The following is a 14,006-nucleotide window of genomic DNA, read 5'->3' on the forward strand; positions in this document are numbered from 1 at the left end:
GGTCTGCACTGATGACAGTCGGCGCGCGAGGCGCGAGCGTGAGACCATGAGAGCCCTCCTGAGCACCGCGGTCGTCTTCGCCGCCGTCGCGCTGGCCGGCTGCGCGAGCGCGTCCGACAAGACCGGCGGCCGCGTCACCGAGCACGTGACGCTGACGCTTCAGATGCCGGACGCGGGCGACCCGCTCGGCGAGCGCTTCGCCCAGCTCGTCACCGAACGCTCCGGCGGGAGCGTGCGCATACGGGTCGACGACCGGTTCCGCTACGACAGCCGCGATCCGGCGGCCGAGGTGCGGCTCGCGCAGGCGTTGCGCGCGGGCAAGGAGGACATCGGCTATCTGCCGGCGCGCGCGTGGGCCGTCGAAGGGCTGTCGGCGTTCCGCGCGCTGCTCGCCCCGTTCACGGTGACGACCTATCCGGCCGCGCAGGCGCTGGCGACCGGCCCGATCGCGCGCGACGCGCTCGCCTCGCTGCCGGACACCGTGATCGGGCTCGCGCTGGTTCCCGCCCAGCTGCGGCGGGTGATCGCGACACGCCCGCTGACGAGCCTCGGCACGTTCCGCGGGCTGCGGGTCCGCGTCATCGACAATCCGCAGTCGGCGCGCGACTTCACCGCGCTCGCCACCGACCCGGTCGAGGGCCTGCACGCCGACGACGTCAGCGAGTTGCTGCATTCCGGTGGCCTCGACGCCGCGGAGACCTCCCCGAAGCCCGTGCTCGACAACAGCTACGGGGTCGACGCGAAGTACCTGACCTCCTACGCGATCTTTCCGAAGTTCCAGAGCATCGTCATCGGCGCCCATGTGTGGAAGCGACTGTCTGACCGCCAGCGATCGGTCCTGCGGTCGGCGGCGCGTGACGTGGTGGCGGCGGCCGGGACCGAGATCCCACGCGATGAGACGTCGCAGCTCGCGCAACTGTGCCGGACCGGCGTGCGGGTCCTGGTCCCGACGCCGGCGGAGCTGGCGTCGCTGGCGAAGGCCGCCGAACCCGCCGCGGCTGAGCTGGACCCGAAGCTGCTCGCCGCGCTGCGCGCGCTGCCCGGCGCCGGGCCGCAGGCCGAGGCGACCCGGCTGCCGCAGGACTGTCGCTCGCCCGCGGCGCCGCACCGGCCGGCGGCGAAGGGCCCGCGCTTCCCCGAGGGCGTCTTCGTCACCCGTATCACCGAGGAGGACGAGCGCCGCGGCAACGTCACCAACGAGGACATGCTGCAGGATCTGACGATCCGCACCCGCATGCGCGACGGGCGCTGGTACCAGACGCTGGACCCGAACCCACCCGGCCAAGGTCCCTTCAGCGGCACCTACACCGTCGATGGCGACGAGCTGACGTTCGTGATGCTCGAGGCCAACGGACCGGTCGCGGCCCCCGAGACCCTCCGCTGGAGCTACTTCAACGGGCGGCTGCGCTTCGAGATCGTCGAGGTCGCCGACTCCGCCGGGCGCGTCATGTACGCAGCGCACCCATGGCGAAAGGTCGGCTGATCGCAGGAACCGTCGTGGCGCTCGGCGTCGCGGCCGAGCTGCTGGGAGGCGTGACGGCGCGCGGCCTCGCCGTGGCCGACCTGCTCACCGGCATCGCCGCCGGCCTGGGCGGTGCCTGGCTGCTGCGCCGCGCCGGCGCCACGGCGGACCTGGCGGTGGCGACCGCGGTCGCGTGGTTCGCCGGAACGCTCGACGGGAGTGCGAACGCGGCGCTCGACGCGATCGGCGGCGTCTGCGTGCTCGCCTATCGCGGGCCGCTGCTGCATTTGCTGCTCCGCGTGGTGGGTGGGCGTGTGGCGCGCGGCCTCGTCGTCGCGGCGTGGCTCGGCGCGTTCCTGCCGAGCACGGTGACGATCGCGGTGGCGGCCGCGACGGGCGCCGTGGCACTGGCCCACGCGCGGCGTGCGGGAGCGGACCGGCGCCGGGCGCTGCTCGCGGCCGCCGCCTGCGCCATCGCTCTCGCGGCGCTCTGGACCGCGGCGCTCGAGGGAGGCGGCAGCACGGCGCTGACGCTGCTCAACGACGGGCTGGTGATCGCGACCGTGTCCGTCGGGCTCGCCGCCGCGAGCGGCCTGTGGGCGCGGGCGGCGGCGAGCCGCCTCGTCGTGGCGCTCGACCGCGACCGCCACCCCGGCCGACCGGTCACCGCGCAGCTCGCCCGCGCCCTCGCCGACCCGGACCTCGAGCTCTGTTACGCCGTACCCGGCCTCGGGTGGGTCGACGAGCGTGGCCAGCCGGTGACCGAGCCCGACGGTCGGGTCGTCTCCCGTGCGGCGGCGCCCGGTGGAGCGGAGGTCGCACTGGTGCACGGCGGCACCGCCGACCCGCGGCTCGTGGCGGCGGCGACTGCGGCCGCGGCGCTCGCACTGGACTCGGCGCGGCTCGAAGCGGAGCTGCGGGCGACCGCGGCCGGGGTGCGGGCCTCCCGGCGCCGTTTGCTGACGACCGCCGACGACGAGCGGCGCACGCTCGGGGAACAGCTCGAGACGCGCGTCCTCGCCCGCTTGCGGCGGGTCGAGCCGCTGCTCGCCGACGACCGCGCCCGCGCCGAGCTTGAAGCGGTGCGGGGCGAGCTCGCGGCGCTCGGGACCGGGCTCTACCCGCCCGCGCTGCGCAACGGCACGGGGATCGCCGAGGCGCTGAACGAGCTGGTCGCCCGCGCGGTCGTCCCGACCGACGTGATCGTCGACGGCGAGGACGACCTGCCCGCCGGCCACCGCGCGGCCCTCTGGTTCGTCTGCGCCGAGGCGCTCGCCAACGTGGACAAGCACGCGGGAGCGGCGAGCGCGACCCTTCGGCTGCGCCTGTCCCCGCGCACGGTCACGCTCGAACTGGCCGACGACGGCCGCGGCGGCGCCGTGCCGCGGCGCGGCCTGCGCGGCATCGGCGACCGGGTCGAGGCCCTCGGCGGCCACCTCGAGATCACGAGCCCGCCCGGCGGCCCGACGGTCGTGACCGCCGTGATCCCGCGCTGACCGGAATTCGTCGACCGGCTCCTAGGCGGCCGCGACCAGCCGGTTCGCCTTGCGCCTGGCGAACAGCGCGCGGGCCAGGTAGAGCGGGGTCGGCGGGACCCAGCCGAGCTGCAGCGCCGTGCCGAGGTCGTCGCGGTTGGCCCAGTGCTCGATCACCTTGCCGTCGGCGATCCGCAGCCAGTGCGTCTGCGTGCTCGCGAACGTGCGGCCGGTGGGCGGGAAGGCCTGCTCGACCCGCGCGTGCTCGTCGTAGTCGAGGAACACCTGGGTGTGGCGGCCCTTCATCGTGCAGTGCACGACGACCATGTCGCCCTCGGCCACGACCTCGCCGATGTCCCAGTGCAGGTCCTCGAAGGCGTGGCGGAGCCACTCGGCGGTGGCGTAGCAGGCCTCCGGGCCGCGGCCGCGGGCCGCGGGCGGCTCGTCCTTGGCCTCATGGTTGAGGAACTCGGGGTGCAGGACCTCGCGGAACTCATCCAGCGTGCCGTTGCCCATCAGGTGGATGGAGCGCACGGCGAGCGCCTTGGCGTCGTCGATGTTCATGGCGCCGATGCTCCCGGGACAGCGGGTCCCTTCGCATCAGGGGCAGCACCTGATCTTTCACGACAACGCGCGTGAGACGTCGCCGCGCGCCTTGACGTCGAGCTTCTGGAAGACGTGGCGCAGGTGGGTGTCGACGGTGGCGGCGGTCACGAAGAGCTCCTGCGCGATCTGGCGGTTCGTCAGGCCGGTGGCGGCGAGCTGCGCGACGCGCCGTTCGGACGGAGTGAGCGCGTCGGCGCCCTGCAGGGCGAGCCGGCGGGGCCGCGCTCCGGTGGCCAACAGCTCCGTGCGGGCGCGGTCGGCGAGCGGGTGCGCGCCGAGGGCGTGGGCGGCGTCCATGCCTTGGCGGAGGGGTTCGCGGGCCTTGGCGCGTTCTCCTCGGCGTCTGCGCGCGGCGCCGAGGTCGATGCGGGCGCGGGCGAGCTCGAGCCGGTGCGGCGAGGGCTCGAGGAGTCCCACCGCGGTCTCGAGCGCGTCGAGGTCGCCGGTGATCAGGCCGACGCCCCGGTGCGCGGTGGCGATGGCGAGCGGCGTCCCCCAGCGGTGGGCGAGCTCGAGCTCCTCGGCCGCGAGCGCTTCGTCGTCGGACAGGATCGCCGCGAGCGAGCGCCAAGGCGGCACGGCGCGGCGGATGTTCAGGCGGGCGTAGCGGCGGCCGACCTCCTGCGCGTCGGCGAACGCGTCGTCCTGGCGACCCTGGAGCAGGCGGGTGCGGCTGCGCCAGTACAGCAGCAGGTTCATCACCTGGTGCTCCGGGAGCGTGTCGGCGAGGTCGTGGCGCTCGAGCAGCTCGTCCGCGCGCTCGAACTCCCCCTGCTCGGCGACGACCACCGCGAGCAGCCCCGCCGCCGACGCGATCACCGGTTCCGGCAGCGCCACCTCGGGACCGAGCTGGAGTGCTGCCTCGAGGTCGTCGCGGGCCGCGCCCAGCTCCCCGCGCTCGGCCGCGGCCCACGCCCGCATCGACAGCATCGAGGCGTGCTGCTGGATCAGGCCGCCGGCGCGCGCCCGGTCGAGCACCTCCGACGCGATCCGCTCCGCCTCGTCCAGTCGCGCCGCCCGGATCAGGTTCGACACGACGCCGGTCTCGGTCACCCGTGCGCCGTCCGCCACGGTGCGTTGCAGCAGCCCCGCGACGCGGGCGTGCTCGGCGGCGGTGTCGACCGGCGTGATCAAGGCCGCGGCCGCGATCGCCCACCGCTCCGCGGGCGTGTCGCCGCCGAGCGTCTTCGCGAGCGCCGTCAGCCGCTCGGGCTCGGCGCCGCCGATCCGCGGGTCCATCCGCGCGCAGTCGGCCGCGAGCGCGAGCAGCCGCAGCCCGAGCTCACGGTCGTCCGTCTCGACCTCGCGCACGACCGCGACCGCCTCCGCCCACCGGGTCTGGTCGGCGAGCATCGTCGCCAGTTCGAGCGCGACCTCCGCGCTGCCGGTCGCCTTCCACGCTTCCCGCAGCCGGTCAGGCCCCTCGACCGACCCGGCCGCGTGCTCGGCGCGCCCGAGCTCGAGCAGCAGCGGGACATCGTGTGGCTCCACGAGCGCGTGGCGCAGGTACGTGGCAGCCAGCTCCGGTGCTCCCTGGGCGGTCGCCTCCAAGGCGGCGGCGCGGAGGGTCTCGGTCGCCCAGGCGTCGTGCGCCGGCGGGGCGGCGAGGAGGTGGGCGGCGAGGACGCCCGGTGGGCGGCCGCGGGCGGCCAGCAGGTGGGCGGCGCGGGCGTGGGCCTCGCCGCGCTCGACGGCCGGGAGGCGGTCGGCCACCGCGGCGCGGATCAGCGGGTGGCGGAAGCGCAGCAGGGGGTCGTCCTCGAAGAGGTCGGCGGCGACGAGCTCCGCCGCGGCCGCACGCGCCGCGTCCTCTCCCACGCCGGCCAGCGGAGCCGCGACCGCGAGCTCCGCGCCGTCGCCGAGCACGGCGACCGCGGCGGCCAGCGGCTCGGCGGCCTCGCCCAGCGCGGCGAGCCGCAGCCCGACGCGCCGCCCGATCGAGACCACCGCGCCGTCGGCGAGCGCCTCCTCCACCAACAGCGCGTTGCCGGCGGTCACGTGGTGGATCTCCGCGATGAACGCCGGGTCGGCCCCGGGGCCGGCGAGCGTGGCGATCGCGTCGGCGGTCAGCGGCGCCACCGCGAGGGTCGACGCGGACGCGGCGATCGTGTCGAGGATCGTCCGGTCCTCGGCCGGGAGCGGCGGGCGGGCGGCGAGCAGCAGCACGACGCCGAGGTCCGCCACGCGGCGGGCGAGGAACGCGAGGAAGCGCAGGCTGAGGTCGTCCGCCCACTGCGCGTCGTCGACGCACACCAGCACCGGGCCGTCCCGCTCGGCGACCAGCCAATACAACGCGTGCAGCACGGCGAAGCGATCGCCCCCGGAGAGGAGGTCGTCGACGCGCCCGAGCAGCTGGCGGACGACGCCGAACGCGAACTCGTGCTCGAGCTCCGAGCCCGAGGCGGACAGCACCGTCATCCCCGACGCCGCCGCGCGGGCCTCCCGCAGCAGCGCGGTCTTCCCGAGCCCCGCGGCACCCTCGACGACCACGACGGACCCGCGGCCCTCGCGTGCGCCCGCCAGCGCCGCGGCCAGCCGCGCCAGCTCGTCCTCCCGCTCCAGCAGCCGCACGTCAGTCGCCGACGACGCCGCCGCCGTCGGGCAGCTTCCGGCGGGCGAACTCGCCGGGCGACGCTCCCGCGAACTGCTGGAAGTCGCGGACCATGTGGGCCTGGTCGTAGTAGCCGCAGCGCGCGGCGATCTCCGCCCACCCGGGTCCGCCGCCCACCAGGGACACCGCTCTTTGGAACCGCAGGATGCGACCGAGGAGCTTCGGCGACACGCCCACCTGCTCGCGGAACCCGGCGGCGAGGTGCCGGCGGCTGCAGCCGATCTCCGCGGCGAGCGCGTCCACCCGCACCGTCCCGCCGCTCGCCCGCAGCCGGCCCAGCGCGCGGGTCACCGACGGGACGGGCGACAGCGCATCGTCGAGCCGCTCGAGGAGGAAGTCGTCCAGCAGCGCGAACCGCTCCTCCCAGCCGGAAGCGCCCGCGAGCGCCTCCCACAGCAACAGCCCCGCCCGGCCGAACAGCGCGTCGAGCCCGACCACCCGCCCCGCGAGCTCGTGCATCGGCACCCGCCACAGCAGGTGCGCGCCGACCGGGGAGAAGTCGATCTGCACGCCGCGCTGCGCGCCCACGGTCTCGCTCACCGCGAACGTGTCGTACATGCCCGCCAGAAAGCCGAACGCCTGATCCGTCCACCCGTCATATGGAGACAAGACGCGAATCGGGGCGCCGAAATTCACGATCGCGACAACTCGGTCCGACGGGAGCTCGCGGCGGCGCACGAACGAGCTGGTCCGCTCGTCGTACGCGCAGTAGCCGAGCACGTGGCCGCCCAGCCGCGGGTCCGGCGCGCCGTGGACCATCTCCCACCGGTCGCGCTCGGACTCGTGGCGGACGATGCGGGCCATCACACAGGCGGCTGGTGGAGTCCGAACGAGGACCCCTGGTCGTCCTTGCAGAACTTGAAGCGCCCGAACCGCCGGATCGACTCCTCGGTCTCCTCCGAGCCCATGTCCGGGAGGATCTCGCCGCCCAGCGTCTTGACCCGCTCGATCGCCGCGTCCATGTCGTCAACGGCGAAAAACAGATACGGGCCGCCGCCGGCGTCGCCGGGATGCATTCCGCCGCGAATGTTCGGCGTCTGCAGCATCCAGCCGTTCCCGGACGGCCCGGTCTCGAACCCCCAGCCGAACAAGCCCTCGTAAAACGCACGCCCAGCAGGGCTTTCGCCGACGCCGAGCTCGAAGAAGCTGATCGCTCCGTGCACTGTGCTCATGGTCGCAAACGTACGTCCTGGGATCCGCGAAATCTTGGACGAATGAGAGGTGTGAAAATCTCGACCTTTGAGCACTGGCGTTTCGGCCGTTCCGTTGGCACTCTTCCGCGCCATGGAGACGTATCGGTCGATCGTGATCGTCCCGTCCAGGACGATCGACAAGTTCCACGAGCCCGCGGCGGAGACGCAGGCATACGAGGAACGGCTGCTGTGTCTCCTGCTGATGCTCAGAGATCCGGGGCTACGGGTGGTCTACGTGACCTCGTCGCCCGTGGCGGAGCCGATCCTCGACTACTACCTGTCGCTTCTCGGGCCTGAGCTGGCGCTCGACGCCCGCGACCGGCTGACGATGATCAGCGCCGACGACGCCTCCGTGCGCCCGCTCTCGGCCAAGCTGCTCGAGCGCCCGCGCCTGCTCCGGCGCATCCGCTCGACGATCCCGGACATCGAGCGCTGCCATCTCGTCCCGTACGTCTCGACCGAGCTCGAGCACGCGGTGGGCGACGCGCTGGGCATCCCGGTCCACGGCGCCGATCCCGGCCTGGCCTACCTGGGCACGAAGAGCGGCTCGCGCGAGCTGTTCGAGCGCGCCGGCGTGCAGCACCCGCTGGGCGTGGAGCGGATCACCGGCCGCGCCGACGCCGTCAAGGCGATCGCCCGCCTGCGTGCCGCCAAGCCGGAGCTCCAGCAGGTCGTCGTCAAGCTCGACGCCGGCGTGTCCGGCGAGGGCAACGCGATCGTCGAGCTCGCCGGCCTGCCCGCGCCCGGGTCGCGCTACGAGAAGCACCGCATCGGCCTGCGCTTCGACGCCATGCAGCTGGAGGCGACCGGCGTGCCGATGGCGGTCTACCTCGAGCGCCTGTCGCACGGCGGCGTGGTCGAGGAGCGCATCCAGGGCCTCGAGCTGCGCAGCCCGAGCGTCCAGCTCGAGCTCTCCCCCGGCGCGCCCGCGCGGATCGTCTCCACGCATGATCAGATCCTGTCCGGCCAGCGCTATCTGGGCTGCCGGTTCCCGGCCGAGCCCGCGTATGCGCGGGCGATCACCGAGAGCGCGCGGCGGGTGGGCGCTGCACTCGTCGAATCCGGCGCGCGGGGCCGTGCGGGAATCGACTTCGTCGTCGCGCGCGACGAGACCGGTGTCTGGAACGCGTACGCGATCGAGGTCAACCTGCGCAGCGGCGGGACGACGCACCCGCTGGCGGCGCTGGAGCTGCTCTCCGGCGGCTACTACGACGCGGACACGGCGATCTTCACCGCCCCCTGCGGCTCCCCGCGGCACTACGTCGCGACCGACCACCTCGAGTCCCCGCGCCTGCGGGACCTCGGCCATGGCGGTCTGCTGCGGCTCGCCGCGCTGCCGCGGCTGGCGGCGGACGGCTGCGGCGTGGTGTTCCACATGCTGAGCGCGATCGACGAGCTCGGCCGCGTCGGGCTGACCGCGATCGGCACGACCGCCGCCGACGCCCAGAGCCGCTTCGAGCAGGTGCAGGCACTGCTGCTCGACGGCGTCGGGGAGTACGCCGTAGCCTGAGGCCCTTGCGGGCTCGATGGATCTGCGCGGCCGTCGCGGTCGCGCTCGCCGGATGCGGCGGCTCTTCCAAGCACCAGGAGAAGCCGCCGCCGAAGCGCACGCCGACGGCGACCCCGAAGCCGAAGACGACCGCCGCCGCGGTGGCGGCGCGCTCGCACGTCCCGGTCCTCTGTTACCACCAGATCCGCCCCCGGACGGGTGCCGACAGCGCGACCGATCGCCAGTACATCGTCAGCCCGTCGGTCCTCGACAAGCAATTTCAGGCGCTGGCGGACGCCGGCTACACGCCGATCAGCGGCGAGGACTATGTCGCCCACATGGCGCGCGGGGCGAAGCTGCCGCGCAAGCCGATCCTGCTCACGTTCGACGACGCCTCCGCGGGCCAGTACACGCAGGCGCTGCCGATCCTCCGCAAGCACCACTTCCGCGCCACCTTCTTCGTGATGACCGTGGTGTTGGGCAAGCCCGGCTGGCTGACCAAGGGCCAGGTCCGCGCGCTCGACCGCGCGGGGATGACGATCGGCGCCCACACCTACGACCACAAGGCGGTCCCGGAGTACACGACCGCCGACTACAAGACCCAGTTCACGGACCCGGGCCGCGAGCTGCGCAGGATCGTCGGCCACAAGGTCGAGCTCTTCGCGTACCCGTTCGGCTCCTACTCCTCCGACGCGATCCAGCCGATGTTCAGCGCCGGCTACCGCGCCGCCTTCCAACTCTCCGACAAGCTCGACAAACAGCACCCACTCTGGTCGATCCGCCGGATCATCGTGCCCGAGCTGACGGGCAAGCAGCTCTTGCGCGAGATCCGGCGCGATTTCTAAAGGGGCCTGACCCCTTTAGGTTCGGACGGAGTAGACGGGCGGGAGGTGGGTCGCCGCGGTGAACCAGGTGGCGCCCGCGTCGGGGGAGCCGAAGACGTCGCCCGAGGTCGCGCCGAAGTAGAGCTCCAGCGCGTCGCCCTCGCCGCGGCGGTCGAAGGCCTCGCGCAGGATGGTCAGGTAGGCGTGCTCGGCCGGCAGGCCCTCGCCGCGGGGCGCCCACGTCTCCCCCGCGTCGCGGGTCTCGTAGACGCGGACGTGGCCCTCGCAGGTGACGCGGTCCATGTCGGCCTTGAGCGGGATCACGTAGGCGCTGTCCGGGTCGGCCGGGTCGACGACCAGCGGGAAGCCGAAGTCCGACGGCAGCCCGGCGCCGATCTCCGTCCACGACTCGCCCGCGTCGTCTGAGCGGTAGACGCCGCCGTGGAACTGGATGAACATCCGCTCCGGCCGCCGCGGCGCGCGCTGGAGGTCGTGCACGCACAGGGTGAGCGTGTTCTCCTGCTGCTCCTGCGGGAGGTAGCGGGCGCCGAGGCCCTTGTTGCCGTGCCGCCACGTCTCACCGCCGTCGTCGGTCAACCACACGCCGACTGCCGACAAGGCCAGCGCGAGCTTGCCCGGCTCATTCGGCCATGGCGCGATCGAGTGCAGGCAGAGCCCGCCGCCGCCCGGCTGCCAGTCCGGCCGCGTCGGGTGCTCGAACAGGCTGCGCACCAGCTCCCAGTTGAGCCCGCCGTCGATCGACTTGAACAGCACGCCGGGGTCGCCGCCCGCGTAGAGCTCGCCGTCGGCCTCCCCCGGGACGATCACCCAGATCCGCGCGAGCGCCTCCTCGCCGCCCTCCGGCAACGCCAGGCCCCGCGCCTGCTCCCACTCCCCGCCGGCGTCGTCGGCGACGAAGATCTTCGGTCCGTAGAACGGGTTGATGACGCCCGCGAGGATGCGCCCCGTGCGCGGGTCGCGCATCGCGTACTCGACCGGCTCGCCGGCGAACGCGCGCGCCGTGACCTCGAACGGCTCCCCCGGCTCACCCTCGAGCACGAAGAGGCCCTTCTTCGTTCCCACGAGCAACTCGGTCATGCGCATCCTCCTGAGATCGCGGGAAGGACGTCGACGCAGTCGTCCGGCGCGATCGCCGTCTCCTCCCCGCCCCTCTCGCCGTTGACGAAGACGTTGATGTGGCGGCGGATCCGGCCGCGTTCGTCGAGGATCCAGCCGTGCAGCGCCGGCCGCTCGCGCTCCAGCGCGCCGAGCAGCTCAGCGATGGTGTCGCCCGCGACGGGGAGCTCTCCTCCCCCGGCGAGCGTCTTCAGCGGTCCGCGCAGGCGGACGAGTGCCATGGAGTGCATTCTCCACAGTTGGACTCGCGCCGGGCGCGAAAGTCATCGCTGCCGGCTAAAGGAGTGCTTTGAGGTCGTCGCGCAGGGCGCGCAGCCCGTCCGCGTCGAGCGAGGGGTTCGCGGTCTCGTTCATCCCGCGCTGGATCTCCTCGGGGATCAGCAGCGTGCCCATCCCCATCGACTCCATCACCCGCTCCATCAACCCTTCGATCTCCGAGCGGAGACCATTCACGTCCTCCTCCATACAGAGGACTATCTCAGAGCGCTTGGACCTCGGACAAGATGTCCGACACCGACGTCTTGGCGTCGCCGAAGAGCATCGCGGTCTTGGGGTCGTAGAAGAGCGGGTTGTCGATGCCGGCGAACCCGCTGTTCATCGAGCGCTTGAGGACGATGACGCTGCCGGACTTGTCGACGTCGAGGATCGGCATGCCGTAGATCGGCGACTCGCGGACCGTGCGGGCGGCCGGGTTGGTGACGTCGTTGGCGCCGATCACCAAAGACACGTCCGTGCGGGCGAACTCGCCGTTGATGTCGTCCATCTCCTTGAGCTTGTCGTAGGGGACGTCGGCCTCGGCGAGCAGCACGTTCATGTGGCCGGGCATGCGGCCCGCGACGGGATGGATCGCGTACAGGACCTCGACGCCGCGCTTCTCGAGCTCGGTCGCGAGATCGGCGACCGCGCGCTGCGCCTGGGCGACCGCCATGCCGTAGCCGGGGACCACGACGACCAGGCGGGCGTAGGAGAGCTGGATCGCGACGTCCGCGGCGGAGGTCGAGCGCGCCGTCCCGCCGCCGCCCGGGGCGGTCAGCGCGCCGCCGCCCCCGGTCCCGACGCCCGCGAAGAACACGTTGGCGATCGAGCGGTTCATGGCGTCGGCCATCTGCTTGGTGAGGATCGAGCCCGACGCGCCGACGAGCATGCCGGCCACGATCAGCGCCGTGTTGTCCAGCGCGATGCCCGCCGCCGCCGCTGAAAGGCCGGTGAAGGCGTTCAAGGTCGAGATCACCACGGGCATGTCGGCGCCGCCGATCGGCGCCACCGCGAACACGCCGAGTGCGCCCGCGCTCAACAAGATGAGCCAGAAGAGCGCCTCGGAGTCGCTGCCGGCGGCGATGACGACCGCCGCCGCGACCGCGATGGCCAGCAGCGCCGCGTTGACCGCCTTCGGCGTCGCGATCCCGCCCTTCCACAGCTCCTGCAGCTTCAGGAAGGCGACGTTGGAGCCCCAGAAGGAGATCGAGCCGATGATCGCCGCGAACAGGATCGGGATCAGCGTCTCCAGCGGGAGATCGCTCTCCGAACGGAACTCGACCACCGAGATCAGCGCCACCGCCCCGCCGCCGACGCCATTGAACAGCGCGACCATCTGCGGGATCGCGGTCATCTTCACGCTGCGCGCGCTCGGGATGCCGACGGCGACGCCGATCGCCACGCCGATCACGATCAACAGCCAATCGCCGACGCCCGGCTTGAGCAGGGTCGCGCCCACCGCGATCGCCATGCCGACCGCCGCGACCTGGTTGCCGCGCACGGCCGTCTTGGGCCCGCGCAGCATCCGCAGCCCTGTGATGAACAGGGTGAACGCGACGATGTAGAGGAGGTTGATGAGGTCGTTACGACTCATCGCGCTCGGGCTTCTTCCCCTTGAACATTCCCAACATGCGGTCGGTGACGAGGAAGCCGCCGATCACGTTGATCGTGCCGAACGCGATCGCGATCACCAGCAGCAGACTGTTCAGGAAGCCCTCCGCCGGCCCGATCAGGATCAGGCCGCCGAGCACGACGATGCCGTGGATCGCGTTCGTGCCGCTCATCAGCGGCGTGTGCAGCGTGTTCGGCACCTTCGAGATCACCTCGAAGCCGACGAACGCGGCGAGCACGAGGATCGCCAGCTCGGTCAGCAGGTCCACTCAGACCACCTCTCCATCGCGCACCACGGTCGCGCCCTTGACCACCTCGTCCTCGAAGTCGAACCCGAGCTCGACGAGGCTGAGGATGTTGCGCGCGTACAGCGCGGACGCGTGCTCGGCCATCTCCGACGGCAGGTTGAGCGGGCCGACGATCTTCACGCCGCCGTCGGTCACGAACGTCTCCCCCGGCCGCGTCAGCTCGCAGTTGCCGCCCGCCTCCGCCGCCAGGTCGATGATCACCGACCCCGGCTTCATGCCCTCGACCGCGCTCGCCGGGATCAGCTTCGGCGCGGGCCGCCCGGGCACGAGCGCGGTGGTGACGATGACGTCGGACTTGCCCATCTGCACGCTCAGCGCATCCTGCTGGATCTGCTGCTCCTCCGGCGTCAGCTCGCGCGCGTAGCCGCCCTCGGCCTCCGCGTCGCCCAGGCCCTCGACCTCGAAGAAGCGCGCGCCCAGCGACTGGATCTGCTCCTTCACGGCGGACCGGATGTCGAACCCGGTGACGACGGCGCCGAGCCGGCGCGCGGTCGCGATCGCCTGCAGCCCCGCCACACCCGCCCCGAGCACGAGCACCTGCGCGGGCGGAACCGTCCCCGCCGCGGTCATGAACATCGGGAAGAAGCGCTCGAGCTCGGTCGAGGCGATCAGCACCGCCCGGTACCCCGACACCGTCGCCTGCGACGACAACGCATCCATCGACTGCGCGCGGCTGATCCGCGGGATCCGCTCCATCGCCAGCGCGGTCGCGCCCGTGGCGGCGATCGCCTTCAACCCCTCCGGGTCGCCGAGCGGGTTGAGGAAGCCGACGAGGATCGTCCCTGAGCGCAGCTTGGCCAGCTCGGCCTCCGACGGCGGCGCCACCTTGGCGACCACCTCGGCGCTCCAGGGATCGCCGATCGACGCCCCCGCGGCGACGTACTGCTCGTCCGTCGCACCCGCCTCCAGGCCCGCGCCGGACTCGACGACGACCTCGTGCTCGGCCGCGCGAAGCCGCCGGACCACGTCCGGAACCAGGGCCACGCGACGCTCGCGCGCGGCCGTCTCTTTCGGCACGCCGATCTTCAAGAGGGC

The 14,006-nt window shown here is 72.9% G+C and carries 14 protein-coding genes; 4 read left to right on the forward strand and 10 right to left on the reverse strand.

The genetic code is table 11. The annotated features are described in order from the left end of the window. The first annotated feature begins 46 nt into the window (after positions 1–46). Both G569_RS0110525 and G569_RS57685 read left to right on the forward strand, forming a co-directional pair. Positions 47–1,483 carry a TRAP transporter substrate-binding protein gene (locus tag G569_RS0110525; RefSeq protein ID WP_028063387.1) on the forward strand — a complete coding sequence of 479 codons (1,437 nt, stop codon included), beginning with the start codon at positions 47–49 and terminating at the stop codon, positions 1,481–1,483. Next, positions 1,465–2,958 (forward strand): sensor histidine kinase, encoded by a 1,494-nt coding sequence (locus tag G569_RS57685; protein WP_028063388.1) that lies wholly within the window; start codon positions 1,465–1,467, stop codon positions 2,956–2,958. Before G569_RS0110525 ends, G569_RS57685 begins: the two co-directional genes overlap by 19 nt. A gap of 21 nt (positions 2,959–2,979) precedes the next feature. Here the strand turns inward: G569_RS57685 and G569_RS0110535 are convergent, their stop codons facing one another. The 4 genes from G569_RS0110535 to G569_RS0110550 are packed head-to-tail and all read right to left on the reverse strand — an operon-like array spanning position 2,980 to position 7,317. Further along, positions 2,980–3,501: an ester cyclase gene (locus G569_RS0110535; protein ID WP_028063389.1), complete on the reverse strand. Its 522-nt coding sequence runs from the start codon at positions 3,499–3,501 to the stop codon at positions 2,980–2,982. A 57-nt stretch (positions 3,502–3,558) separates the two neighbouring features. Then, positions 3,559–6,114, reverse strand: coding sequence for an AAA family ATPase (locus G569_RS0110540; protein ID WP_028063390.1), 2,556 nt, complete (start codon positions 6,112–6,114; stop codon positions 3,559–3,561). Between the two features lies 1 nt (position 6,115). Beyond that, positions 6,116–6,958 carry a helix-turn-helix domain-containing protein gene (locus tag G569_RS0110545; RefSeq protein ID WP_028063391.1) on the reverse strand — a complete coding sequence of 281 codons (843 nt, stop codon included), beginning with the start codon at positions 6,956–6,958 and terminating at the stop codon, positions 6,116–6,118. Continuing rightward, positions 6,958–7,317, reverse strand: a complete 360-nt coding sequence (locus G569_RS0110550; RefSeq protein ID WP_028063392.1) for a VOC family protein — start codon at positions 7,315–7,317, stop codon at positions 6,958–6,960. Before G569_RS0110550 ends, G569_RS0110545 begins: the two co-directional genes overlap by 1 nt. A gap of 121 nt (positions 7,318–7,438) precedes the next feature. On the opposite strand from G569_RS0110550, the gene G569_RS47250 reads away from it, so the two are divergent. Then, the gene (locus G569_RS47250) at positions 7,439–8,857 is read left to right on the forward strand and encodes an ATP-grasp domain-containing protein (RefSeq protein WP_053226158.1); all 1,419 of its coding nucleotides are present in this window, start codon (positions 7,439–7,441) and stop codon (positions 8,855–8,857) included. Between the two features lie 5 nt (positions 8,858–8,862). Continuing rightward, positions 8,863–9,681, forward strand: coding sequence for a polysaccharide deacetylase family protein (locus tag G569_RS47255; protein WP_053226159.1), 819 nt, complete (start codon positions 8,863–8,865; stop codon positions 9,679–9,681). A gap of 15 nt (positions 9,682–9,696) precedes the next feature. On the opposite strand, the gene G569_RS0110565 is transcribed toward G569_RS47255, so the two are convergent. Genes G569_RS0110565 through G569_RS62400 form a run of 6 tightly spaced genes read right to left on the reverse strand, consistent with a single transcriptional unit; the run spans position 9,697 to position 14,000 of the window. Then, the gene (locus G569_RS0110565) at positions 9,697–10,758 is read right to left on the reverse strand and encodes a WD40/YVTN/BNR-like repeat-containing protein (protein WP_157591943.1); all 1,062 of its coding nucleotides are present in this window, start codon (positions 10,756–10,758) and stop codon (positions 9,697–9,699) included. Then, on the reverse strand, positions 10,755–11,018 hold the full coding sequence (locus G569_RS0110570; protein WP_028063394.1) for a MoaD/ThiS family protein: 264 nt from the start codon (positions 11,016–11,018) through the stop codon (positions 10,755–10,757). The genes G569_RS0110565 and G569_RS0110570 overlap by 4 nt, the downstream gene beginning before the upstream one ends. Positions 11,019–11,073: 55 nt before the next feature. Next, the gene (locus G569_RS0110575) at positions 11,074–11,262 is read right to left on the reverse strand and encodes a hypothetical protein (RefSeq protein WP_028063395.1); all 189 of its coding nucleotides are present in this window, start codon (positions 11,260–11,262) and stop codon (positions 11,074–11,076) included. A 13-nt stretch (positions 11,263–11,275) separates the two neighbouring features. Continuing rightward, a complete protein-coding gene (locus tag G569_RS0110580) occupies positions 11,276–12,646 on the reverse strand; it encodes an NAD(P)(+) transhydrogenase (Re/Si-specific) subunit beta (protein WP_028063396.1) in 1,371 nt (456 codons plus the stop codon). Beyond that, a complete protein-coding gene (locus G569_RS0110585; RefSeq protein ID WP_211232949.1) occupies positions 12,636–12,932 on the reverse strand; it encodes an NAD(P) transhydrogenase subunit alpha part 2 in 297 nt (98 codons plus the stop codon). Before G569_RS0110585 ends, G569_RS0110580 begins: the two co-directional genes overlap by 11 nt. Next, the gene (locus G569_RS62400) at positions 12,933–14,000 is read right to left on the reverse strand and encodes a Re/Si-specific NAD(P)(+) transhydrogenase subunit alpha (RefSeq protein ID WP_028063398.1); all 1,068 of its coding nucleotides are present in this window, start codon (positions 13,998–14,000) and stop codon (positions 12,933–12,935) included. It lies immediately after the preceding gene. Positions 14,001–14,006 lie beyond the last annotated feature (6 nt).

This window comes from Solirubrobacter soli DSM 22325 (genome assembly GCF_000423665.1).
In the GTDB taxonomy this organism is placed as follows: Bacteria; Actinomycetota; Thermoleophilia; order Solirubrobacterales; family Solirubrobacteraceae; genus Solirubrobacter; species Solirubrobacter soli.